Here is a 24002-nt window from a genome sequence, read left to right on the forward strand (position 1 = left end):
GATAGCTCTGTGGCGAGGTAGGACAGTGACGAGGTCGAACTCTGGCGAGGTACCGCGTCACTGTCCTACCTCGGGCGGGACGAGGTCAGTCCTCCGCGGAGGCGGCCGGGGCCTGCAGGCCCGCGGTGATCAGGTCCATCACCGAGGAGTCGGCGAGGGTCGTGGCGTCGCCGACGGTCCGGTCCTCTGCGACGTCGCGCAGCAGGCGGCGCATGATCTTGCCGGACCGGGTCTTGGGCAGCTCCGGCACCACGAGGATCTTCTTGGGCTTCGCGATCGGGCCGATCTCCTTGCCCACGTGGTCGCGCAGCTCCTTCTGCACCTCTGCGGCGCCCTCCGGCGTCGCCGCCCGGCTCGCGTGGTTGCCGCGCAGGATCACGAAGGCGACGACGGCCTGCCCGGTCGTGTCGTCGGCCGCGCCGACGACGGCGGCCTCCGCCACGATCTCGTGCGACACGAGCGCCGACTCGATCTCGGTGGTGGACAGGCGGTGGCCGGACACGTTCATCACGTCGTCCACGCGTCCGAGCAGCCAGATGTCGCCGTCGTCGTCCTTCTTGGCACCGTCGCCGGCGAAGTACAGGCCCTCGAACCTCGACCAGTACGTCTCCTTGTAGCGCTCCAGGTCGCCCCAGATCCCGCGGAGCATGGACGGCCACGGCTCGGACAGCACGAGGTAGCCACCGCCGCCGTCGGGCACGGGCTTGGCCTCGTCGTCGACGACGGTCGCCGCGATACCGGGCAGCGGAACCTGCGCGGAGCCGGGCTTGGCAGCCGTGACGCCGGGGAGCGGGCTGATCATGATCGCTCCGGTCTCCGTCTGCCACCACGTGTCGACAACCGGGGTCCGGTCGCCACCGATGACGCGGCGGTACCACATCCAGGCCTCCGGGTTGATGGGCTCGCCCACCGAACCGAGGACGCGCAGCGAGGACAGGTCGAACTCACCGGGGATGCCGTCGCCCCACTTCATGCAGGTGCGGATGGCCGTAGGGGCGGTGTACAGGATGGAGACCTTGTACTTCTGGATCAGCTCCCACCAGCGGCCGCGGTGCGGCGTGTCTGGCGTGCCCTCGTACAGGACCTGCGTGGCGCCGTTCACGAGCGGCCCGTAGACCACGTAGGAGTGCCCGGTGACCCAGCCGACGTCTGCCGTGCACCAGTAGACGTCGGTCTCGGGCTTGAGGTCGAACACGTACTTGTGGGTGTAGGCGGTCTGCGTGAGGTAGCCGCCGGTGGTGTGCAGGATGCCCTTCGGCTTCCCGGTGGTGCCGCTCGTGTACAGGATGAACAGCGGGTGCTCCGCCTCGACCGGCACCGGCTCGTGCACCGGGTCCGCGGCGGCCAGCGCCTCGTGCCACCACACGTCGCGGCCCTCCACCCAGTCGACGTCCTGCTCGGTGCGCCGGACGACGAGCACCTTCTGCACCGAGGTCTCCGGCGCGCCCTCCTTGGGGGCGAGGGCCTCGTCGACGGCCGGCTTCAGGGCCGACGGCGCGCCGCGGCGGTACCCGCCGTCGGCGGTGACCACAAGGGTGGCCTCGGCGTCGGCGATCCGGCTGCGCAGCGCGTCGGCGGAGAAGCCGCCGAAGACGACGGAGTGCGGGGCGCCGATGCGGGCGCACGCCAGCATGGCGACTACCGACTCCACGAGCATCGGCAGGTAGATGACCACGCGGTCACCGGTCTTGACGCCGAGCGTGGCGAGGGCGTTCGCCGCACGGGACACCTCCTGCTGCAGGTCGGCGTACGTGACCGTGCGGGTGTCGCCCGGCTCGCCCTCGAAGTGGATGGCCACACGGTCGCCGTTGCCGGCTTCGACGTGCCGGTCCACCGCGTTGTAGGCGGCGTTCAGTGTCCCGTCCCCGAACCACCGTGCGACCGGTGCGCCGCTCCAGTCCAGGGTCTCGGTGAACGGGGTCTTCCAGGACACGAGCTCCCTGGCCTGCTCGGCCCAGAACTCCTCGCCGGCTGCCGACGCACTCTCGTACAGGTCGGCCTTCGCGTTGGCCTGCGCCGCGAACTCCTCGCTCGGCGGGAAGCTGCGGGTCTCGTGCAGCAGGTTCTCGAGGCTGGGGCCAGCTGCCGGGTCCGACGTCGGGTTGGTGTCTGTCACGGTGACCTCCGGTGCGCGTCTTCGCGTTTCGTTCGGGCAGGCACTTGGCGCTGCCTTGACGTTCTCTCTGCCCGGTGAGTGTAGTCCCGGACGGTGACAGTCCTCACACTCCGGTGTCACGTGCTGAGATTCAGGTCGGACACCTCGGAATGGCCCGGCGACCGGCCACGTTGGTGGGTTCTGTGAGCCTCCTCTTCGATCCGATCATGCTCCGTGACCTGTCCGTCCCCAACCGGGTCTGGCTGGCGCCGATGTGCGAGTACTCCGCGTCGGACGGGGTCCCGAACGACTGGCACCTCGTTCACCTGGGGGCCCGCGCGGTCGGTGGGTTCGGACTGGTGATGACCGAGGCGACCGCCGTCGTGCCGGAGGGGCGCATCTCGCCACAGGACACCGGCATCTGGAACGACGAACAGGCCGTCGCCTGGAAGCGCGTCGTCGACTTCGTGCACGAGCGCGGGGCGCGGATCGGTATCCAGCTCGCCCATGCGGGGCGCAAGGCGTCCACCTTCCGGCCGTGGTCCCCGGTGCAGGGCACCGTCCCGGCGGCCGACGGCGGTTGGCCGACCATCGGCCCGTCGGCCGTACCGTTCCCCGGGTACGACGCCCCGGCGGAGATGACGGCTGCGCAGGTGGCGGACATACCCGAGCAGTTCGCCGCCGCCGCGCGGCGTGCACGTGCGGCGGGGTTCGACACGGTGGAGGTGCACGCCGCGCACGGTTACCTGCTCCACCAGTTCCTGTCACCGCTCGCGAACTCCCGCACGGACGAGTACGGCGGATCCCTGGAAGGCCGGTCACGGCTCGTCGAGCAGACCGTTGAGGCAGTGCGGTCCGCGTGGCCGGCCGAGCTGCCCGTGCTGGTGCGGCTCTCCGCGACCGACTGGCGTGACGACGGCCTCGGGGTGGAGGACGTCGCGGCGGTCGCCGGTCGGCTGGGAACGCTCGGTGCTGACCTGATCGACGTGTCGACCGGCGGTGTGGCCCCGGCGTCGATCAGCGTCGGGCCGGGCTACCAGGTGCCGCACGCACGTCGCGTACGCGAGCTGTCCGGGCTGCCGGTGAGCGCGGTCGGGCTCATCAGCGAGCCGGTGCAGGCCGAGCAGATCCTGGTGGAGGGTTCGGCCGACGCCGTCATGCTCGGTCGTGAGGCGCTGCGTGACCCGTACTGGCCGCTGCGCGCCGCACACGCGTTGCGGGCGCAGATCGGCGTGGTGCCGGTGGAATCAGGGGTGGGAATGCAGCCGCAGTATCTGCGTGGCCAGTGGCGGTGACCGCCTGCTGAGCGTGTGACTGGCTTGATTCCTGTGCCTGCGGCGTTTCAGCGCCGGGAGGAATGTGGAGCGCGGTGATTCTTTTCCGCTGGCGGTGCATTCCGCGAAACGATTCGCCGTGCGGCCGGGCTCCTCGCATTTTCCGATCACGTTCCGGAAGTGCAAGGGCCCGGCCACTGCGGTGGCGAGATCTCGGTCCACGAGTACGGCATCCGGGAGCATCCTCAAGCCGGATACCGCTCTCACCAGCTTGGCGGGGTGACCATGCACGTCGCTCGCTGCCGATCAGGCCAAGACCTTTTCGACCCCAGGGCACGGTCCCTTCCGCCCTGAATACTTGCTGTGAACACAATCACACTGCTTTCTGGTAACAAAAGCAACCGGAGGCGACTCATCTTCACAATTGCCAATTCCTGTCATGCCGGCAATTGGCTGGGAAAATCTTCGGCCTTGCCGCGGCTTGACCTGGAGCGGTAGATCGGCCGACCTTTACCGGGCGCGTTTCAGTGGCGTCGGGACCGTCGCCGCACAGCGCGCCAGACCAGCCAGACGGCGACCCCCAGCACGGCCGCACCGACCACCGCGATCACCGGGGCCGGCTCGATGCGTGGGCGCAGTGCGATCGGACGGGTGAACGCGAGGACGCCCCAGCCGGACTGCGCCGCCCGCCGCTTCAGCCCCCGGTCCGGGTTGACCACGTACGAGTGGCCGACGGCCGCCAGCATCGGGGCGTCGGTGATGGAGTCGGAGTAGGCGAAGCTCCGCGCGAGGTCGTACTGCTCGCGCGCGGCGAGCCGGTGGATACCGACCGCTTTGTTGTCGCCGTAGTTGTAGAAGTCGATCTCACCGGTGAACCGGCCGTCCTCGACGGTCATCTGCGTCGAGAGGACGTGGTCAGCGCCCAGCACCGCTGCGATGGGCTCGACCAGCACCGCCGCCGACGCCGAGACGACCACCACGTCCCGTCCTGCCGCGTGGTGGCCGGCGATGAGCTCGACCGCCTCCGCATAGACATAGGGGTCGATGAGCTCGTGCACCGTCTGGGTGACGATCTGCCGGACCTTCTCGACGTCCCAGCCGGTGACCAGCGACGACAGGTGTGCGCGCATCCGCTCCGTCTGGTCGGCGTCGGCATTGCCGATCATGAAGACGAAATGGGCGTAGGCGCTGCGGAGCACGTCGGCGTGCGAAAGGAGTCCGCCCGCGAGGAACGGCTTGGAGAAAGCCGCCGACGAGCTGGTGGCGATGATCGTCTTGTCGAGATCGAAGAACGCGGCCGTACGCGGGGCGTGCGACATCGGTCGAGTGGCGATCTGGGGAGCCTGCTCGGTCACGCGACGAGCCTAACGGGGAGACCCCGCCGTGGACCGTTTTCCAAGGGGTGTTCCGCCGCCCGGATGAAAACTCGTCGGTTCGGTCGGCAGACCCTGGTCGCGGTGGCGCGGTCGTGCGAGCCCGACCACAGGCACGACTGTGCGCTGCCTGTGCACAGCCGCGTCGGCAGGGGTGCGCAGGCGTGGCGCCGAACGCCCAACCTGATTCCGGAGCCCCGGGCAGTCCGCCCGGGTGAAGGCCGGGCCGGTGCCCGGAGGAGACCCGGACAGCCGGGCGAAGGAGGCGGCGATGGTCAGCACAGGGGGCGGCGTGGTGCCGGAGCCGGGGCGGGTGATCGGCGTGGTCGGAGCGTGCGGTGGGGCAGGAGCGTCGGTGGTGGCCGCCTGTGTGGCCCATGGCCTGCGCCGGGGCGGTGAGCGGGCAACGCTCGTCGACCTCGATGCGCACGCACCGGGCACCGACCTGCTGCTGGGGGCCGACGGCGGGCGTGGCGCACGGTGGCCGGACCTGATCGGAGCACGTGGCGAGGTCGAGGGCACCGGTGTGGTGGCGGCGCTGCCGCGCTGGGGACTGGTGCCGGTCCTGAGTGGCACGGCATCGGGTGTGCAGCCGGACGACGACGTGGTGCTGGACGTCTGCCGCGGCCTGGTCCGGGCGGGCGAGACCCTGGTGCTCGACCTGCCGCGGCCCGGTGCCTGGGGTACTGCCACGCGCCGCGGCGTCGGCGCAGCGGTCGAGGCGCCGGGCAGTGACGGCCTGGCCGTGCGCACCCTGGTGGCTCGGTGCGACACGGCACTGCTCGTCGTGCCGCTGACGCTGCCTGCGACCGTCGGCGCCCAACGGGTGCGCGACGCCCTGCGGGGGGCCGGCGTCGCGGACGTGCGGGTAGTGGTGCGCGGCCCGGCGCCGGGGTCGGTCGACGCGGACGACGTGTCCGCAGCCCTTGGCCTGCCGGTCATCGCGGTGATGAGCAGGGACGCCGGGCTGGCCCGGGCGATCGAGCGCGGCGAGGGCCCTGCGATGTCGCACCGGGCAGTGCTCGGCCGGTTCGCGACCGACGCGGCAGGTGCGCTGTGAGCGCGCCGGCAGGCGCGGCCACCCTGCTCGACGACGTCCGCGCGCGCCTCGCGACCGGTCGCACCGGTGCCGGTGCCGCCGTCCGCGACGCGGTACGGGACTCCGGGCGGGTGCTCGGCTCCGACGCGCTCAGGGACCTGGAACGCGCGGCCCTGGCCGAGCTCACGGGCGCAGGCCCGTTGCAGAGCCTGCTCGACGCACCGGGCGTGACCGACGTGCTGGTCAACGGTCCCGACGACGTGTGGGTCGACCGCGGCGCCGGTCTCGAGCAGGTACCGGTGCACCTCGGGACGGCCGCCGGGGTGCGTGCGCTCGCGGTCCGGCTCGCCGCACTCGGCGGCCAGCGACTCGACGACGCCTGCCCGACCGTGGACGCCCGCCTGCCCGACGGCACCCGGTTGCACGCGGTGCTGGAGCCGCTCGCCGAGGCGGGCGCGTTGATCTCCCTGCGGGTGCTCCGGAACCGCGCCTTCACGCTCGACGAGCTCGTTGCCGGTGGTGCGCTACCGAGCCAGTGGGCCGGCCTGCTGCGCTCGCTCGTGCTGCGCAGGGCCAACGTGCTGATCAGCGGGGGCACCGGGACCGGAAAGTCCACTTGGTGTTTCTGACACCCCTAATCAGTGGAGGTGGTGACCAGGTGAGCAGAAGGTCCGAACGACTCTCTCCTACCGGATCAGCAGCCGTGCCATGCGCTTGGGTTCGTCCTTGTATTCATGGGAGGAAGCCCAGATCCGAGAGCGCGGTGTCCATCGCAGGACAGCGAGCGACTCGTCGCTCGTGGGTTGGGCAGCACGCTGCCGTAGCGACTGAAGCGGGTGAGTTCAGTTGATCGAGAGTATTGGCCTGCGCTCCAAGCATGGGCTGTCGGTCGAGGTGGCTGAGCAGGTTCTGGTCTATCTGCGGATCAGTGAGGACCGCACGGGTGAGGCTGCTGGCGTCGAGCGTCAGAGAGACGATTGCCTCGATCTGTGCGCACGGCTCGGCTTGGTCGTGTCGGACGACGACGTCTATATGGACAACGACACGTCGGCGTATCTGAACAAGAAGCGAAAGAGCTTCGACAGGATGCTCGCCCGCATCAAGTTGGGGCCTTCGCGTGTTGTCGTCTGGCATGTCGATCGCCTCTATCGCAAGCCTCGTGAACTTGAGGACCTGATCGAGCTCGTCGAGTCCCATCCGATCCGCATTGAGGCTGTGATGGGCGGTGCGTTCGATCTCAACACTCATGAGGGGCGGCTCATGGCGCGCCAGCTCGTCGCGATGGCTGCGTATGAGTCGGGGCACAAGGCTGATCGGATCCGGCGTGCGAACAAGCAGAAGGCGGAGCGCGGTGACTGGCACGGAGCCCCAAAGTTCGGCTATGGCATCGGTGGGGTCCTCATCCCGGAAGAGGCCATTGTCGTTCGCGAGATGGCGGACAGGTTCTTGGCGGGACAGTCCCTCGGGGCGATAACCAAGTGGCTGAACGAAGAGTCTGGCGTGCCGTCGCCGCGTGCGGGAAAGGGCACACTCGGGGTGTGGCACGCGACCACGGTGAAGTCGATCCTTGTCTCTGCACGCATCTCTGGGCAGCGTGCCTACGATCCGTCGCTGGGGACCACAGATGGCCCCAATGGTCGGCAGATCTTGGGGCCGGGCAACTGGGAAGCGATCATCACCCCCGAGGAGACTGTCCGCATCCGAGCGATGCTCGGGAGCATGGACCGCAGGGTCGGCGCGTCGTCGGTCACTTTGCTCTCGACGATTGCCCGGTGCGGCAAGTGCGGTGCGGGTCTCGTGTCCGGGCAGCGTGGTCGCGGCAGCAGGAGAAGGGCGAGGCGGGACTACAGGTGCAAGCCGCACCCGGGCTACCCGGAACGGGGCGGCCTGAATGTCGCGGCACCGGCACTGGAAGAGCTTGTAAGCGAGGCAGTGATCGCACGTCTCGCGGTGACAAAACTGCCCGATACGGCATCTGACTCCTCTGGGATCGTGGCAGATGCTGTGGCGCAGATCGTCGCCGCCAGGGCACGACTTGAAGACATCGCCCGTGACTACGGGGCGGGGCTGGTGAGCCGATCCGAGGTATCTGCCGGTCGGGCTGCGGCGCAGAACGTGATCCACCAAGCCGAACTCATGCTTGGCAAGGTCAACCGCACCAGCGCTCTGAAGGGCCTCCCAATTGGCGACGAAGTGGCCCTGCGACGCGCCTGGGCGGAGGAGTGGTCGATTCCCCAGAAGCGGGCAATCATGTCCGCACTCATCGACACTCTTGTCGTCAACCCCGATCCGAATTGTGGGTCCCGCTTCCGGCCCGCAAGAGTCGAATTGACCTTCAAGGCGTAGGCGCCGCATGAACCGGTGATCTGGACTGTCAGCGACGGGCGGGAGGGTCCTGCCTGACAGCACACTCGCCGTTATGCCGGGTGCTTGGCCAGGTCTCGGAGCTTGAGCAGCGCCAGCGGGTCCTCCACTGCGAATGGCACCCCGGACGCGTCACAAGCTGCTCGTGTCCAGGCCTCGACGTCGAAGCCGTCTGGCAGTGCAGAGGGCCGGCGTGTGGTGTCGGCTGACGCGGGCGTCCTTGTCGGTGCTGCATCGTGCGTTGTCCGCCTCGGGGTCCTCATAACCACTCCTCTCCTCCGCCTGTGTCGGTCGTGACGGACGGGATCGGTGCTGACCGGCGACGCCCTCAACACCTGCACTCTCGATGGACAGGTGAACTGCGGGGTCCGAAGCGGTGTGCGACTCGCGCTGTGAGCTTCACGGTCGAGTCAGTAACCCGGCCGCAAAGGCGTCCATCCGATGTGCTCGGGACCTGATTCTCGGTGGTCAGTGACAAGTTCGCCTGGACCGAACCTTTGATGGCGGAGACAGAGGTACTGCGCCCCCGGTGTTTGCCGTGTGTCGATTGGGCGCGGGTGGCACCGTGTCGTACCAGGCGATGCATCCCGAGTGCTTCGCCGCCAGGTCCAGGCTCGTGTGCGCCTGCCGCAGCAGGTCGGCCACTCGACGCAGGTGGGCCGCTGCGGTCAGTGCCTTGACTTCGCCGACGGCGGTCGAGCCGTTGTAGTCATGTGCCAGGTGCAGCTTCTCGCGGTGCGCGGAGGCGACTTGGATCGCGACCTGCTCCATGCGGCGGGTTGTGGCGGCCAGGTCGGACACCACCCAGTACGTGTCGCATGGGTCGACGAAGCTGCGGGTCGCGAAGACCAGGTTTCGCATGGCCTCGGCAGCATCCTCTGCGGCGTGCTGCGGGTTAGTGAGGGTCGGCATGTCCAGCTCCTGGGGATCGGCGAGAACGTGACACTCACAGGTGTCGGACCAGCACCGAGACGAGCCACATTTCGGCATCGCACGCAGCCGGCGGCGCTACGAACCGGGCACGATTGTGCGTGGCGCGCGCGAGGCGTCCGGGGTATCAACGCAGAGCTGGGTCTGCTCCTGACTGCCTTCCCGGCAACAGCAGCACCTCGGTTCGCACCCCGGTGACTCGCTCACGGACGCCGACCCGCCGCGTGATGCTGTGCCGGTCCAAGCCCAGCGTTTCAGCAACGGCGTCGAAGTCCTCGGCGTACAGTCGCGCGAGCGCGGGAACCCGGGTCGTAACTCGCACGGTGACGTGGGGATTGGTTCGGAGGATCGTGGTGATCAGGGTTCGCCGCATTGTCCGGACGGTGTCCGAGGAGGTCCCGGGAAGCTTGGCGTGATTGGACAGCTCGACGACGTCTCGGCCTGTGCCGGTGGCCCGCGCCTCGATGACCGCCGTCCCGTCCTGCAGCACGTAGGTCGCGCGCCGTGTGCGGGGCCGCGGGCACCGCGCCGGGACAGCGGTCTGTACGACGTGTGCGACAACGACAGTGACCAGCACGGCGTAGACGGCCCCGGCGACGATCGCCGCCGGCCAGCCCTGGGAGTACGCGGACGTCGCGACGATCAGCACGAACATCGACAGCACCAGTGGCCCGGTAGCCGAGGATATGGTTCGCAGCACCGGCCGCCGAAGGAGCCGGACGTGAGCTGGCGTGCAATGGTCGGTCAGACCGTCGAACGACGACGGGTCCGGAAGGACGACCCTCTCTGACGCGCTCATGGGGACAAGTCTCCAAGGCTCGGCGGCGAGCCTCCACCGCTGAGCTCTGCCGCCCCGACGCCTTGTTGCTGCTAGCCGGGGGCGCGGCAGAGCTGCGACAGGTGGAGCGCAGCGACCGGTTTGGGCCTGAGCTGCGTGTTCGCCCGTTCAGCGGTCACATGCCCGGACTGGGCTTCGTCCCGCCCGGCCGTGAGGGACCGTTCTCGGAGTCCGGGGCTTGCTGGGCTGAGCGGAGCTGGTTGATCCTGTCCCGGGCCACATCCAGGTCGACCCTGTGGGTATCTCCGGGCAGGTCCAGAGAGACGTACCTCTTCGGGGCGTCCAGGTTGGTCTCGTATGCCTCCAGTGGTGACGCGAGCGTGTCGGCGGTGAGCCCGGCCTGGCGTGCGTAGGTGACGATGGCGGACATGCCCACTGCGAGGTCGTGCTCGAGTCCTACGCTGTAGGGCCGGACGGTGAGTTCGGCGGGTGACCAAATGGTCTGCTGGATCGTTGGGTCGCCGAGGATTTGCTCGGGGTGTTTGAGGTAGTACTCGTTGAGATGAGCCTGGAGCCCGTTGCGTTCGTAGGCCAGGGATCGCAAGAAGGTGTGCGGGTTGCGGGGTGCTCCGAAGTGGCGGCGCAGGACGAGAATGTCGACGCAGCTGTCGTTGCCCGGATCGGTGCGCAGAGCGCCGGCAGGGAGACGCACCGCGCCGGCGAGCTCGCCCAGGTGGGCGATGTACTGGCGAAACTGCGGGTCGGGGTCGTCGAGCAGTTCCTGGGAAACCAACGCGACGGTGAACCCGCCCGGTTCCGTGGTTTCCAGCATCGTGAGCACTCCGATGGTCTGGGTGAGCTGGCGCTGGTCGGCGATGCCGGGGCGGCGCAGGGCGACATCGACGTACGGGGCGACGCCGATCACGGCGTCGTGCTCGTCGTGGAAGGTATCCCCGTCCATCACCCGCAGGATCGTTCCGTGATGGGGCCAGGACGTCGCCGGGTCGTGCCCGGCGGGGATCTGCCCCGTGAAGCCGTTCGCCTGTCCCGGCTCGAGGCGGCGTTCGGAGGGCGGCAGTCCTGCCAGCACCTCCGGGTCCGGGCCGTGGGCCAGGAATCTGCCTTCGTAGATGCCCAGTTCACGCAGCGTCTTCCACACGTGGCGGGCGATCAGGTCGTGGGCAGCTGTGGCGTCCGCGGCGTCGTGATCGTGCATCGCGGCGATGTCCGCGCGTGCGGCGGCCTTGGCGTGCTCGTCATCGTCGTAAGCGTCGTCGAGGAAGCGCTCGACTTCGTCGTTGAACATCATGACCTTCCCGAACCGGCCCGCTGCTGCGGCATGACGCTGGGCGCTCGGCGTCGCGTCTCGGACCGGACCCGGCCTTCGACCGCGCGTCGGGCGGCGATGTCCTGGGCGACCCAAGCCTCGAAGTCCGCAGCCCTGTCAGTGAACGGGCGGGGTCGGACAGCGTCGGAGTCCCAGGTCTCCTGGGAACCGAACCCGGTCTCGCCGGGCCACAGGGTGACCGGGGTCGGGCGGTCCTCGGTCAGCCCGGTGCCACTGTGAGAGACCCACTCGGCCAGTCGGACCTGTGCCTCGACCAGCTCGCGATGCCACGTGATGGGGGCGGAGGCCGATGTCTTGGGGTCGTACGCGGCCAGCCATGCGGTGTGCAGGGCTGACAGCTCCCACCGCAGCTCGGCGTGCCGGTGCCACAGCGGCGGGATCACCGTGATTCCGAGCCCGTAGTCGCGGCGCAGCCATGTCACCCACGCGTCCAGGTCCCGCCAGTACAGGCTGGCCTCCAGCGAGGACAGGAGGTTCAGGTTCATCGGCCGCAGCGGCAAGCTCGGTACAGCCGGCCGTCCCGGGCGATATGCGGACGCACCGCCAAAGCCTGTTGGTAGTGCGAAGGGGTCCTCATCGTCGGTGGGGTCGTCGTCCCCGTTGTGGTCGGTGCTCTCGTCGGGGCTGTCGAAGTCCTCATCCAGGGCCTCGACGTCGCTGGGCAGCATGAACGCGTTGTTCACGAAGTCGTCGAGCATCGTCTCGTCCGCCACGGAGCGCTCGGCCGAGTCGTGCGTGGGCCGATCGTTCTGGGCGTCGTCCGGAGTTGTGGTGTGGTTCTCATCCATGGCTGCGGGCTCCTTCACGCGGTCCAGGAATCGGGCAGGATTCGGCCGGCGACGATCAGCTGGTCCAGATCGGCAGGCTGCCCCGGGCGGTGGTTGTCACTGGCCTTGAGCGCGTTCGTCCCTCTGCGAGCGATGCGACGAGCCCGGGTGACGCGGTAGGTGGTGCGGGCGGCGTCGTGCCCGATCCGGCGGGCCACGAACCAGGCCTCGCCGTCGCTGGTGGTCTTCACCCGCCCGGAGGCGACGAACCGGTCGCCGAACCGGAACCGACTGGTCATCCGGTCGGCGGCCTTGCCGAACACGACCAGATCGCACGGCACCGCTGGGAAGTCCGCGAACTGACCGTCCCCCAGCGAAACCGGGACGGCCTCGGCCTCAACCCGCACCCGGACGAACGACCGACCGGCCCTGGTGTGCTGGAGCACGGGGTCTGCAGCCAGCCGACCCTCCAGGCTGACGGACGTGGGAATCGTCGAAGAAGACATCGCAAGCTCCCTGTCGTTCAACCCCCACCGGCGTAGCGGGGTGCTGAGTGACAGGTGCGTTCCCGGACCCGCCGAAGCCGTCCTCACGCCCCCCGTATGCACTTCCCGCCGGTCAATGGGGAGCGATTCGGGCGTGCGCCGACCAGCTGGTGCCGAACCTGTGCACCTGCACACCGCACCAGGAAGGGCTTCAGCAGCCAGGGCCGGGCGAGTCGTGCGAGAGCCGCTGCGGCGCGATGCGGAACCGATCGCGGTGGGGGAATGGTGCGGATGTGATGCGGCGATGGTTCTGCTCGTCGACGATGTCCCGGATGTGCTCCGTGGTGGTGATCAGGTTCACGACGACGCCACGTGACGCGGGCGTGCGTCCGGCGTGCCACTGATAGCGGTCTAGGTCGACGGCGAGCTCGTTGAGCTCGTCCTGCAGGTGCTGATGGCCGTCGGGGACGTTCTGGTCGGGGCGGTCGGCCACCAGGCGCAGCATCGCGCCGATCATGCTCCGCTCGATACTCACGCCTTGCGTCATGTCGCTACCGGAGGGCAAGTTGCGGGCGCAGTCCGCGAGATCACGAGCGATCAGGTACTGATCCAAGGCGCTCACAGGGAGCGAGCTGTCCAGGAACTCGTTGGGCAGCTCGGCGAGCAGGACGTCGGCCTCGACGGCCCACTCGGTGCGCAGCACGGGCACGTTGTCCGGGTCGGACCCGCTGTCGAAGTTCCACTGGTCGTACGCCTCACGGTCCTCAGACCATGCCGCGTCCATGCGCTCGATGAGCTCGTCGGCCATCGCGTGGAAGCGTTCGATTCGCTGGGCTGGCGTCATCGCGGTGACTTCGGCGGGGTGGGCTGCCAGCGTGGCTTGAAAGGCGAGCCAGGCGTACATGCCGCGTCGCCCGCCGACCACGGACGACGCGTCCAGCACAGGCCGGTAACTGGCCAGATGATCGCGCACCTTGTCCCATTGCTGGATGATCGGCGTGCGCAGCTCGGCAACGGTATGCAGACGGCTATCAGCGAGCGCGAGATGGGCGACGACGTCGCCCCATCGGGGCGCACCAGTCGCCTCCCAGTCCTCCACCAGGCGCAGATCGCGGACCGCATTCTCGGAGGCTTCGACGTAGTCGCGGTAGTCCGTGTCGGCCCAGTCCCTCAGATGCTGGTACGCGTCCAGGGACTCGGCGAGACTCCTGCTCGCCTGCACGGCCTGAGCGAAGGCGTTCTCCACCAGGGCCTCAGGCGGCAGCATCGTCTGCTCGCTCATCGACGTGGTCGCCTACTTCGTCAGGAACGGCGTCCCCGCTCGCGGCGGCCGTGCTGGCGCCGCTGCGGACGGTGGCTTCGAATGCCTCACGCCCGGCCGCCAGCTGCGCGGCGTCGGCGCGCTTGGTCCAAGGGCGCAGGGTGGCGATGATCGGCGGGGCCGAGCGCAGCAGGACCAGGTCGGTACCGAACGGCAAGGTCCGGATCGCCTCTGGCGGCATCACGGGCACCCGACGCAGGGAGCGCTGGATGCTGCGTGCTCCGGTCTCGTTGATCGTCACCGAGTCGGTGACCTCGTCCTTCTCGCCGATCAGGGTGGACAGGTCGCGTAGGTCCCCGGTGGTGGAGATCCCGCCCAGGACGATCTTGACGATCGCTGAGTCCCACATCGCTGCCGCGGTCTCGGCACCCCATTGGTCACGGGCCTGTGCCAGGGACTGGAACACCGGGATCGTGGTCATCCCGCTGCCACCGCCGTCGGCCATCAGGAACCGCAGCGAGGGCAGGGCAGCGATATTGCCGATCTCGTCCAGGGCAAGGAGCAGCGGCGGGTCCAGCCGCTGCCGCGGCGAGACTGCGGCCAGGCGGCGTGCGGTCTCGGTGATGTCCTCGATCAGCGCCGCGATCAGGGCGCCGGACGCGGAGGCCCCGGAACCGGTGGCAAGCAGGTACAGCGTGCCGCGCTCGCGCAGGAACGCCTCGGGATCGAACACCTCGTCCGGGCCCGGGCTGACGGCATCGAGCACATCCGGGTCGGCCAGACACGACAGGGCCTGGCCAACCCCCATCCAGATGTTGTCCCGGGTGCGGGAGTCACCGTTGAGCATGCCGTCCAGCCCTTCGCCCCACCCGTGCGCGGCACGCGGGTGAGCGCGCAGGATCGCGACGGCGTCCGCAGCAGCGGCCGGCGACAACGACCACACGTACAGATCCTTGGGAGTACGGCCAGCCAAGGCCGCGGCATGCAGCAGGGCCTGCAGGGCGCCGCGGGTCGTGTTCTCCCAGAAGCTGCCGTTGTCCACGCCCTTGCCACCCAGCCCGGTCTCCTTGGCCAGCCCGGCTGCTCGCACCATGGCGCGGCGCGGGGTCTCGCACCCACGGATCGGTGACCATCGCAGCCCGGCGGGCAGGTTCCCGGCCAGGCGCTGCGGATTGAACACCGCCACCGGTCCGACAGCCTGTCGGGCGGCCATGGTCACGGCGAGCGTGTCCGGCCGGGTCGCGGTGGTGATGACAGCGCCGGGTGCGTCCAAGACCGCCGAGATGACCAGGTGCAAGCCTTTGCCGGAGCGGGGCGGACCGAGCACGAGCATGGAGTCCTCCACCGACGCCCACAGCTCGTGCCCGTGGGCGTAGCCCAGCAGGTACCCGACGTCGGTCGGCTCGGCCCTGGGGACCGACGGGCGCAGCGTCCCCGACCGCTTCAGCAACGCCCGCCGGGACGCGGAGCGGGCCAGGTCGCGGGAGGTCGCAAGGCCCGCCTTGCTGGTGTGTGCCGACGGTGTGCGCAGGCTGGCCGCCGTGCGCCACACGACCCAGGCCAGCACCCCGCACCCGCCCAGAAGGACAGCGACGGCGAGCCAGTACACGAACGGGTTCAGGCCGGCGGCGCCCACCACCCGGCCGGGGTCAGTCGGACTGGCCAGTACGCCAAGGCCGGAGGCCGGACCGCCGTCGGGCACGGTGTGGCCGGTCACGAGCGCTGCCAGGTTCGCGGAGAACCGCAGCACCGCCGACAACGTCAACAGCGCGACGAGCGCGCCCAGGGCCAGGTTGGTCAGCTCGTCGCCCATCGGGCGACCTGCCGCGGGAGTCATGATGCACCCAGCCCGATACCACGCCCGCTCGGTGCCGGTCGGCGTGGTGGCTCAGGCGGACCGGTCGGGAACGTCAGGTCGGAGTGCTTCAGGTGTTCGGGAACGACCAAGCCCTTGAACGTGCGTCCTGCGCTCCTGGCGATGACCCACAGCGGCATGTCCTGCTCGGTCACGAGCTCTCGAAGGATCCACGGGACATCCGTGCGGCCCAGTGAGACGTCGGCATCGTTCGAGAGGGGTGGCCAGGGCTGGCCGTGGAGGGTGACCGTGATGTGGCCGTCCTGGTCGATGTCGAGGACGACGTCGGCGCGATCTTCGTCGCGCAGTTGGCGGGTCATCGCCCGATCCCCGTCGTTGACACCGGACGGGCACGGTCGGGTACCCCGAGTTCAGATCCGACGGAGTCGCCACCAGGGAGCGCCGTCGCTTCAGTCACGCCGGTTGACAGGGCGGCAGCGCGACGCCGTGTCCCGCTTCGGGCGGCCCGTTCCGGCTTCGCACTTTGGTCCAGGCCCGGCGGGTCGCTGTCGGGGACCAGGACCGTGTCCAGCGCGCCCAGGATCTCCAGGGCAGCTCGACGCACGCGGACTGCGGTCTGGGCAACCAGGGCGGACGGGTCCTGGCCCTCGACTCTGGACGCCCACGTCGTGACGTAGGGGATGGAGTAGTCGTCGGTCTGCATCCCGTGGGCGGCGGCGACCATCAGCGCGACCGATTCGGCCTCGACCTCCTTGATGCCACGGTGCTGCGCGGCATCTTGGTCCGTGCGGTCGTGCAGGAGGATGTGCCCGGCTTCGTGGATGAGCGTCTTGCAACGCTGCACGTCGTCCCGGTCGGCCCGGAGCTGGACGCTCTTCGTGTCGTAGTCGGTGAGCCCGTTACGGCTGCTCGGCCAGCCAGTGGCGGGTGCGTCACCGACGGTGAAGCCCTTGGCCTCGATGACCTTCTTGACTCCGTCGAACAGACCGGCCGGCGCCTGGCCCTGCAAGAGCTGCGGGCTGGGCGCGACGGGTTTGGTCGGGACCGGGTCACCGTCGGTCAGTGCCAGCGGCCACACGTACGCGGGCGCCCATCCGACCACCCGCGTGTCGATCGTCTCGTGCGGCTCAGGCGTTTCGCCGCGCGCCAGTCGGCGGTAGGAACCGTCCTCGGAGACGGCGACGCGTCCTTCGACGGGCGCCAGGATCTGAAAGCCCGCCATGTCCTTGATGACGTGGCGGCCCAGCTTCTTCCACTGCTTGTACCCGGCGACGTACTCCGGAGGGCCAGCGGGCACGAGTCCGGCCTCATGAGCCTGGGCGTTCTGGACCCAGATCAGCATCGTGTTCCCGAACGAGTACCTGCGGAACTTCGCCGCGAACTCGAGCGCACGCCGCCAGTCCTCCGGCGTGATCAGCTCGGCGACCGCGACGGTCAGCTTCTCGTGTAGCGCGTCGACCTTGGCCTTACGATCGGCGATCTTCTGATCCAGGGTCCGGCTGTCTTTGCGCATTGTTGCCTCCCAGACGTGTCTGGAAGGCAGGGGGAAAGACGGCCCCGCTGACCGAGCAGCGTCCGGCAGCTACGTCACTGGCGGCCAGCCGCGACGCTGCGGGAGGTTGGCGCTGGTCGCAGGATCGACTGTCGGGTCGTTCTCGTGCGCGGCGTAGTCGGCCTCGCTGACCGGTGCTGGGCTTGGTGCCACACCGTCCGCACGACAGACGTGCCGGTGTCACCTCAGCCGGCCGTGAGGAGGTGCCGGGCGCTGCGACGGCGCCGGACCCTCGAGGGGCACCGCGCCACGGCTGGCGCGGCGGAGCATCCGGGCGACGTCGTCGGCGTTCGTGACCAAGACCGCCTCCCCGCTGCTGATCAACTCGTGCGAAGCCACTGAGGTCAGGCTCGTGACAGGGCCCGGGAAGGCACCAAGGGGGCGACCCAGAGCGAGGGCTTCCTCGCACACGCCTGGGGTCTTGGAGCGGTTACGAGCCTCGATCGCGACCATCCCGCCGGACAGTGCGGCGGTGATTCGGTGCCGGGCTCGCGCAGCGGCATGGGAGGGGAGGATCCCGGGAGGTGTCTCGGTGAGCAGGACACCCCCGTTGTCACGGATCCGGTGAAACAGGCTCATGTTCGCTGGCGGGAGGGGGTTGTCCAGGCTGCCGGCCAGGACGACGATCGTCGCTCCGCCGGATACGTAGGCTCCGCGGTGGGCTTCGAGGTCGATGCCGTGCGCGCCGCCGGAGACCACCTGGAGGCCCCGGCCGGCCAGGTCGTGTGCGAGCTTCTGAGCCGTGACCAGTCCGTATTCGGTCGCTGCCTGACGACCGACGACGGCGACGCGGTCGGTATGGGGCGTGGCGAGCAGGCTGGTATTTCCTTCGGCCCACAGCGCCAGGGGCGCCCAGTGGCCCAGGTCTTCCAATCCGGTCGGCCAGTGCGGGTCTGACGGGATCAGGACCCGGGGATCAGGGGCGAGGGCGGTGAAGAACGCGCCCGCGATGTCGGGCTCAGCGAGGCGTTCCCGGATCGTGGTGCGCCACTCATCCACCTCCCAGAGCGTGTGCATGTCGACTGGCTCGCTTCCGAGCGCGAGGCGCAGGGTCTCGATGGCGCCGCGGGCAGAGACCCAGCCACCCATGACCGCGGCGGTGCCCGGCGGGCTGATCACTGCGAGCAACGCGCGGGCAGTGCGCTCGTCGACGTCGTCGAGGTTCAGGTCGAACGGGCTCATCATCGACTCCAATCAGTACGAGGCTCACATACCCGGGGCGCTGCCAGGGCATGGCGCAGTGCCGTCGGGGCGTCCTGGAAATGTGCTCCGCGTGGTGGCCCGGGCGGACCAGTCGGCCTGCGGGGCGAGTCTGGAATCGGGCGGGTTCCACGACGCGGAGACCGCCGTGAGCCCGCGGTCTCGGGCATCCCTGGTGATCTGGGCCAGGGCGGTCTCCAGTGCGCTGTCCCACGGGACCTCTCCGTGGTCCACGGTGTACTGGGTGCCGTCCCGGTCCGGGTCCGTGACCGCCCGGGGCTGGCCGATGACGTGATCAGGGTGGTGCACGGCGTACCACTCGTTGACGTGTGCGGTGCCACCAGGAAGGTCGACCGGGTCGACGCGCAGGCAGTCGGCCGGCTCGGGTGTCTCGTGGGGAAGTGGGCGTCGCAGAACCAGCACGTCGACTGGCGATGCCTCGTCGGGGCCATGGTGATGCAGCACCGTTCCAGGCAGACGGACCGCACCCAGCAGCTGGGCCTTCTGGGTGAACAGGAAGCGCCGGGTGGTGGTGGCCGGGTGGTCCAGGATCTGACGGGCCGTGATGGCCACGAGCACCCCGCCAGGGAACGTGCGCGCCAGTGCCTGGGCCAACAGGTCCCGGTGAACCTGCCCGATCCGGCGCGTGCCGTGCACGGACCGGGGATGCAGGCCGGCCAGCGGGACATTCGCGATCACGACGTCGTGCTGCGCCGGGTCGTACATGGTGAGCTCGGCCAGGCGCAGGGCCTGGTGCGGCCACCACACGGGCGGGATCGCAGCGGTCAGCTCCCGGTAGCGGGCATCGGTGCGTGCACCAGGAGCGCGCGGAGCAGGAGCCGGGACACCGGCAAGCGTCGCCGCATAGGGACCGGTCACCAGCATTCGACCCCGCGCGACCCCGAGGTCGCGCAGCGCACCCCAGATCTTCTCGGCCAGGATCGTGTGAGCTGTTCGAGAGGCGTACCGGTCGTGGCGGTGGATCGCCGCGGCGTCCAGGACGTTCAAGACCTCTTCTGTCGGCACGACGTCACCGTCCTCTCGTTGCCGCCTGCCGGACGAGGCGGTCGAGGATCAGGTACGGGCGCACGTCCGGGGCGCCAGCGTTTCGACCGGGCGGACGGTGTGCTTCGCACAGTGACTCTCGGAACGAGGGGGCTTCGGACGGCGGTGGCGCAGAACGCCGAATGACGCACCACACGCTCGATGGCGACGGCGATGGCGATGGCGGCAAGGCACGAGTCGTTGAGAGCGCCGCGGACGCGAGTAGGCTCGCTGCGCCCGCGTGGTCAGATCGGGTGGCGGGCTGCTGAGGAGGTCAGATCGTGCCGCGAGATCGCCGCGAGCGTTCCTGGGGATGGCCGGAGGTGGCGATCGTCGTGCTCTTGTCGATGACCGTGTTGGCTGGCCTCGCGATAGCTGCCGCCGTGTGGTTCGTGTCGAACGTCAACTGGGCCGGTTGGGACTTCTGACTCGACCGCGAATCTGATCCGCATGCCGGGCTCGCCTGGCGTACCGGCGGTGGACACATCCTCGGCACCTCAGCGGGATAACGCGTCCTCGTAAGAGGCTGAGATCGTCGTGAGCTGTCCTACAGTTTTGGCCCGAGTGGCCGGTGGGACCGGTGCGGCATGCGGTGGGGAGCCTCCTGGTGCGCTAGGGCGTTGCTCTCCCGGCGGGCCCAGGTCTGAGCTCGCACGAGCAGTTCCACGACATCTGGTGACGCCACCTGGCCCTCCTCCTCGACCACCAACTTGTAGGCGCCGTCTTGGTGGACGACTCGCCGGGTGTGCCAGGTCCACGAGGTCGGGAGACGGTCCTCCGGGTAGGGCCAGTCGATGCCCGTGTACTGCTCTTCGATCGCGAACAGCGCTTGGTCCTGTCCTTCGGAGTACAGGATGAAGTGCCCCGGCGAGAACCGTTCAGGATCGCCTTCGTCGTTCAGGTAGACATGCTGCTCATACGTGCGCGCGATGCGCGCGAGCCCGTCGGTGAGCACATACATGCTCAACACCAGTCGCTCCGTATCGGGTATCTCCTGTGTCATCTCCTGCACCCCTTCCCGCACGACGTAGCGGCCCGGTCTTCAGACGCCCGGGGTGTTGCTCGTGGGGAAAGCGCGGTCGCGACGACTTGGCGCCGAGGTGCGAGCGGACCGCCCAGCCTCAGCAGAAGGTGACAGCGACGCTGCGGTGAGTCCGTTGGCGCGGCCTTCCTGCGCGATCTGCCGCAGGCTGAGTCGCAAGGCAGGTTCCAGCTCGCGGTCCGGAGCTACAACGGTCATTCGCGGCGTTCGGTGGTCGCAGTCCTCGACGAAGTCGATCCGCCCGACGACGTGGTGCGGGTAGTTCGTAAAGTAGGTGTTGATGCTGGCCTGGCCGCCGGGGAAGACGCCCCGGCCGCTGTCGACCCAGGGAACCGACCGGTTCGGCTCTCCGTCGAGGCGACGGCGCAGCACGAGCAGATCGGTGGGCGAGGTCTGCTCGTGGGTGAGCGTGGGGTGGTAGATGGTCCCGGGCAGCCGTACGGCGCCCAGCAGGTCCAGTTCCTGGTCGATGGCCCGGCGGAACATTGGATTCTCGTGGTCCATGAGGTGCCGGGTGGCCAGGGCGACGAGGAACCCACCTGCGGCAGTACGCTCCGCGGCGGCGAACAGCAGCTCCTGGTGGACCTGGAGGACGCGTCTGGCGTGCGAGCTGCGGAAGTGCAGGTCGGCATAGGGCAGGTTGGCGATGATGACGTCCAGGGGCGGGTCGGTGTCGAACTGCGGCGTCAGCACGGCGTCGTAGATGTCGCCGGCGGGGCGGATGGGACCTGTCCACTCCGCGTAGGACCCGGCCTCGCCGTACTCCTCAGGCGTGGCGTGGCCGGTGAACGTCGCGGCGTCCATCCCGATACAGGTCACCGAGCCGTGCGTGAGGCCCAGTCCGCGCAAGGCGGTCCAGATCTGCCTGGTCAGCATCTGGTGCGCTGGACGGGTATCGAGCGCGTCGTGAGACTCCATGGCCGCGGCGTCGATCAGGTCCAGCTCATGTTCAGTGGGCATCCGACTCGTCCTTCTCGAACCTGGCGCGCACCTGGTGTGCGGCCGACTGCCAGGGAGGTGGTCTGTCAGGCCCGAGATGACCGCCGAACACGCGACACCCGGGCGGCCTAGTCACCGTCAACGTCAGTGGCCCGGTGTACGCCCCGACGTTCCTGGCTCTGGCGTCGCAGGGGGTGATCCATGAGCGCAGTTTCGAGCGTGCCGTCGCCCGGGCAGGTGGATGTGGCCGACACCTCGGGTACCTCGATCTGGGATCTTGACCTGGACACCACCAGCGGTGGCTTCTCGTCCGGTGTGGTGGACCCGCTCGCGTCCACCGCGTGGGAGGCCTACCGGGCTCTGGTGGCGCTGACTGTGTGGACGCTGGACCAGGCCATCGCGTTGACCTGGGCGCCGTATGTCCTGGCCCCGCTCGCCGGTGTGGCACGCGCTACCCGATATGCGGTGGAGGCCGTCAACCCCTTGGCCCTCATGTTGATCGTCCAGCCCTCTGACCGGCGTCGATGTGACCGTCCGGTCGGTTCTGACACGCGCCGACCTCGACGACGCATCCGGTCTCGCAGATGAGCATCAGGATGTTCCCGGAACATCTGCCCCCAGGTAATCTGAAAAGCAGGTGGATCTTGAAGTTCCCGCGAAACCTTCAAAATCAGCGCGAACTTCTAGGTTTTGGCGCGCATTCGCTGAGTGCTGTCGTAGAGCCGTGCTTCGACGTCGTGCAGTTGATGTTGCACGAGGACAGCGCGTTCGCGGATGCGCCACAGGGCCTGGCCGAGGCCGAGCATCGGGAGCCGGGCGCGCTCGGTTGCGGTCAGGCCGAGGGCCGCCGCGGTCGCGCCGAGCTGGTCGGTTTCCTGCCGGTAGATGATCCGAGTCTCGGCCAAAGCGAGCAAGGAGGTCGCGATGGCACGGGCTGCGGAACCCGAGTCGCCGACGTTGTCCAGGTCGGAGAGCTTGTGGACGACGAAAAGGTTCGCGATGCCGTAGTAGCGCGCCAACCGCCACTGAGCATCCATCCGACGCAGCAGGGCAGGTTGGCTCATGAGCCTCCACGCCTCGTCGTACACGACCCATCGCTGTCCACCGTCGGGGTCGGACAGCGCGGCTTCCATCCACGCGGAGCTGCACGTCATCAGGACGCTCATGGCGGTGGAGCTCTCGCCGACACGGGACAGGTCCAAGGAGAGCATCGGCAGCGACGGGTCGAACCTCACGGTGCTGGGGCCGTCAAACATCCCGCTCAAATCGCCGGCGACCAGACGTCGCACAGCGTGGGCGACCGACCGGCCGTCTTCGACCAGCCTGCCGTCCGGGTCGTCGTCGCGGTGCGGGGCCAGCAGGTGATCGACGACCTGAGGCAGGACCGGGGCGCCACCCGCGACGCGGTCGGCCGCGGCCAGAGCGACGTCGATCGCGGTGTGCTCCACGGGCGACAGCGGCCGGTCGAGCACGGTCTCTGCCAGCGCCCCGAGCAAGGTACGGCGCCGGGTCTGAACCTGGCCCGCCCAGACGTCGTCGGGCACAGACGCGGGGCGGTATCCCTCGTCCAACGGGTTGAGCCGGGCAGACATACCAGGACCCAGGGCGATGGCCCGACCACCGACCGCTTCGGCGACCACACTGTGTTCGCCCTTGGGGTCGCAAGGCACGTAGACCCGGCGTCCGAAAGCCAGGCTCCGCAGATAGAGCGACTTGGCCAGCGCAGACTTGCCAACACCGAGAATCCCCGCAATCAGGACGTTCGGGGCCGTGATGTGGCCGCGGGCGTACAGCTCCCACGGGTCGTACACGAACGAGCTGCCCGACGGCAGCATCTGACCGACGAACACCCCGCCGGCATCCGGACCAGCGTCGGCCAGGAACGGGTACGCGCTGCCCCAGGTGGCGCTGGTGTCCTGATGGCGTGGGACACGCAGCCCGACCGGCGAACGCAGTGCGGCAGGACCCGGTTCGCCCGAACGCGGCAGGTACCGGGTCGTGGCATTGCGTGTGGGAGCTCGCGAGGGTGCGTCGCCAGGGGTGTGCGGTGCTGCGGCGCGGGCCTGCAAGGTGCGGAGCGCTCGACGCCGCTCGCGGCGGTCCGCCCAGCTCTCGCGCTGCGGGGTCGTGAGCGTGGCGACATGGACCTGCTCTTGTTCGCGGGTCACAACTGCGGCCCTCGCGAGGGTGCGTCGCGTCGCACGGGCCCGGGCGGCGCGGCGATGGGCTGTGGCAGGTTGTCACCGAGGGAGGGCTCGCGGAGCTCGGGCTCAGCGGGGGTAGGGCGCGGAGGCGTGAGCCAGTGAATCCGGCTGGACCTGTCGGCCGCGTTCTGCAGAGTGGTGCGCGCGCCCTCCAGGTGCTGGCGGCACCCGTCCAGCTGGTCGCCCACGGCACCCGTGAGGCCGAGTCCGGAGGCAAATTCGTCGATTGGGACGGCGCGATCTGCGTTGTTGCGGTGGGCTGTGGCGACGTGCTGGGCGATCTGAGAAAGGTGCCGGACGCATGCCAGGAGATCCCGGATGGCGTAGTAGCTGTCGGCAGGCTCGAGCTGCTGGGTGGACTCGATCAGGGCGTGGAGGGCCCGAACGGCCTGCGCGCCGTCGTCCAGCGCCCTCGGGTCGCTGTCGGTCGCCATGGAGGTCCTCCTCAGACAACGGGGTTTGGTGACGGGGATGGACGCGGCACCGTCTGG

23 protein-coding genes are annotated in these 24002 nt (G+C 69.1%); 6 read left to right on the forward strand and 17 right to left on the reverse strand.

All coding sequences use genetic code 11. The features are described 5' to 3' along the window. Window positions 1-85: 85 nt before the first annotated feature. Window positions 86-2116 carry an acetate--CoA ligase gene (gene acs / locus ACFS27_RS12620; RefSeq protein ID WP_377183420.1) on the reverse strand — a complete coding sequence of 677 codons (2031 nt, stop codon included), beginning with the start codon at window positions 2114-2116 and terminating at the stop codon, window positions 86-88. 182 nt (window positions 2117-2298) lie between these two features. Here acs and ACFS27_RS12625 point away from each other — a divergent pair, with 182 nt between their 5' ends. Further along, entirely contained in the window at window positions 2299-3390 is a 1092-nt protein-coding gene (locus ACFS27_RS12625; protein WP_377183422.1) for an NADH:flavin oxidoreductase/NADH oxidase, read from the forward strand. 503 nt (window positions 3391-3893) lie between these two features. Here the strand turns inward: ACFS27_RS12625 and ACFS27_RS12630 are convergent. After that, a complete protein-coding gene (locus ACFS27_RS12630) occupies window positions 3894-4724 on the reverse strand; it encodes an HAD family hydrolase (protein ID WP_377183424.1) in 831 nt (276 codons plus the stop codon). Window positions 4725-5013: 289 nt separating this feature from the next. Between ACFS27_RS12630 and ACFS27_RS12635 the strand changes: the two genes are divergently transcribed. The 3 genes from ACFS27_RS12635 (at window position 5014) to ACFS27_RS12645 (ending at window position 8127) form a co-directional block, all read left to right on the forward strand. Next, window positions 5014-5802 carry a pilus assembly protein FlpE gene (locus tag ACFS27_RS12635; RefSeq protein WP_377183426.1) on the forward strand — a complete coding sequence of 263 codons (789 nt, stop codon included), beginning with the start codon at window positions 5014-5016 and terminating at the stop codon, window positions 5800-5802. Further along, entirely contained in the window at window positions 5799-6410 is a 612-nt protein-coding gene (locus ACFS27_RS12640; RefSeq protein WP_377183428.1) for an ATPase, T2SS/T4P/T4SS family, read from the forward strand. The genes ACFS27_RS12635 and ACFS27_RS12640 overlap by 4 nt, the downstream gene beginning before the upstream one ends. A gap of 217 nt (window positions 6411-6627) precedes the next feature. Continuing rightward, window positions 6628-8127, forward strand: coding sequence for a recombinase family protein (locus ACFS27_RS12645; RefSeq protein WP_253873178.1), 1500 nt, complete (start codon window positions 6628-6630; stop codon window positions 8125-8127). Between the two features lie 486 nt (window positions 8128-8613). On the opposite strand, the gene ACFS27_RS12650 is transcribed toward ACFS27_RS12645, so the two are convergent. The 11 genes from ACFS27_RS12650 to ACFS27_RS12700 all read right to left on the reverse strand — a co-directional run bounded on the left by ACFS27_RS12650 (window position 8614) and on the right by ACFS27_RS12700 (window position 19308). Continuing rightward, on the reverse strand, window positions 8614-9057 hold the full coding sequence (locus ACFS27_RS12650) for a hypothetical protein (protein WP_345375437.1): 444 nt from the start codon (window positions 9055-9057) through the stop codon (window positions 8614-8616). Between the two features lie 145 nt (window positions 9058-9202). After that, entirely contained in the window at window positions 9203-9739 is a 537-nt protein-coding gene (locus ACFS27_RS12655) for a hypothetical protein (RefSeq protein ID WP_377183431.1), read from the reverse strand. Window positions 9740-10028: 289 nt separating this feature from the next. Next, on the reverse strand, window positions 10029-11159 hold the full coding sequence (locus ACFS27_RS12660; RefSeq protein WP_253873185.1) for a hypothetical protein: 1131 nt from the start codon (window positions 11157-11159) through the stop codon (window positions 10029-10031). Then, entirely contained in the window at window positions 11159-11989 is an 831-nt protein-coding gene (locus ACFS27_RS12665; protein ID WP_253873188.1) for a hypothetical protein, read from the reverse strand. Before ACFS27_RS12665 ends, ACFS27_RS12660 begins: the two co-directional genes overlap by 1 nt. Before the next feature lie 14 nt (window positions 11990-12003). Continuing rightward, window positions 12004-12474 (reverse strand): single-stranded DNA-binding protein, encoded by a 471-nt coding sequence (locus ACFS27_RS12670; protein WP_253873191.1) that lies wholly within the window; start codon window positions 12472-12474, stop codon window positions 12004-12006. A gap of 190 nt (window positions 12475-12664) precedes the next feature. Continuing rightward, on the reverse strand, window positions 12665-13735 hold the full coding sequence (locus ACFS27_RS12675) for a hypothetical protein (protein ID WP_253873194.1): 1071 nt from the start codon (window positions 13733-13735) through the stop codon (window positions 12665-12667). Next, window positions 13707-15551: a type IV secretory system conjugative DNA transfer family protein gene (locus ACFS27_RS12680; RefSeq protein WP_253873197.1), complete on the reverse strand. Its 1845-nt coding sequence runs from the start codon at window positions 15549-15551 to the stop codon at window positions 13707-13709. The genes ACFS27_RS12675 and ACFS27_RS12680 overlap by 29 nt, the downstream gene beginning before the upstream one ends. Continuing rightward, window positions 15548-15889: a hypothetical protein gene (locus ACFS27_RS12685; protein ID WP_253873200.1), complete on the reverse strand. Its 342-nt coding sequence runs from the start codon at window positions 15887-15889 to the stop codon at window positions 15548-15550. Before ACFS27_RS12685 ends, ACFS27_RS12680 begins: the two co-directional genes overlap by 4 nt. Next, complete coding sequence (locus ACFS27_RS12690; protein ID WP_253873202.1) at window positions 15886-17043, reverse strand: ArdC-like ssDNA-binding domain-containing protein; 1158 nt, start codon at window positions 17041-17043, stop codon at window positions 15886-15888. Before ACFS27_RS12690 ends, ACFS27_RS12685 begins: the two co-directional genes overlap by 4 nt. Before the next feature lie 219 nt (window positions 17044-17262). Continuing rightward, on the reverse strand, window positions 17263-18264 hold the full coding sequence (locus tag ACFS27_RS12695; protein WP_253873205.1) for a DNA-processing protein DprA: 1002 nt from the start codon (window positions 18262-18264) through the stop codon (window positions 17263-17265). Window positions 18265-18288: 24 nt separating this feature from the next. After that, complete coding sequence (locus ACFS27_RS12700; RefSeq protein WP_253873207.1) at window positions 18289-19308, reverse strand: hypothetical protein; 1020 nt, start codon at window positions 19306-19308, stop codon at window positions 18289-18291. Between the two features lie 299 nt (window positions 19309-19607). Between ACFS27_RS12700 and ACFS27_RS12705 the strand changes: the two genes are divergently transcribed. After that, window positions 19608-19754, forward strand: a complete 147-nt coding sequence (locus tag ACFS27_RS12705; RefSeq protein ID WP_253873210.1) for a hypothetical protein — start codon at window positions 19608-19610, stop codon at window positions 19752-19754. Between the two features lie 119 nt (window positions 19755-19873). On the opposite strand, the gene ACFS27_RS12710 is transcribed toward ACFS27_RS12705, so the two are convergent. Both ACFS27_RS12710 and ACFS27_RS12715 read right to left on the reverse strand, forming a co-directional pair. Then, entirely contained in the window at window positions 19874-20329 is a 456-nt protein-coding gene (locus tag ACFS27_RS12710) for a hypothetical protein (RefSeq protein ID WP_377183436.1), read from the reverse strand. 39 nt (window positions 20330-20368) lie between these two features. Continuing rightward, window positions 20369-21328 (reverse strand): hypothetical protein, encoded by a 960-nt coding sequence (locus tag ACFS27_RS12715; RefSeq protein ID WP_377183438.1) that lies wholly within the window; start codon window positions 21326-21328, stop codon window positions 20369-20371. 180 nt (window positions 21329-21508) lie between these two features. Between ACFS27_RS12715 and ACFS27_RS12720 the strand changes: the two genes are divergently transcribed. After that, entirely contained in the window at window positions 21509-21895 is a 387-nt protein-coding gene (locus ACFS27_RS12720; protein ID WP_253873218.1) for a hypothetical protein, read from the forward strand. A gap of 95 nt (window positions 21896-21990) precedes the next feature. Here the strand turns inward: ACFS27_RS12720 and ACFS27_RS12725 are convergent, their stop codons facing one another. Beyond that, the gene (locus ACFS27_RS12725; RefSeq protein ID WP_253873221.1) at window positions 21991-23475 is read right to left on the reverse strand and encodes an ATP-binding protein; all 1485 of its coding nucleotides are present in this window, start codon (window positions 23473-23475) and stop codon (window positions 21991-21993) included. After that, complete coding sequence (locus ACFS27_RS12730) at window positions 23472-23945, reverse strand: hypothetical protein (RefSeq protein WP_253873223.1); 474 nt, start codon at window positions 23943-23945, stop codon at window positions 23472-23474. Before ACFS27_RS12730 ends, ACFS27_RS12725 begins: the two co-directional genes overlap by 4 nt. Window positions 23946-24002: the final 57 nt, after the last annotated feature.

This window comes from Promicromonospora vindobonensis (assembly GCF_042685865.1).
Lineage (GTDB): Bacteria > Actinomycetota > Actinomycetes > Actinomycetales > Cellulomonadaceae > Promicromonospora > Promicromonospora vindobonensis.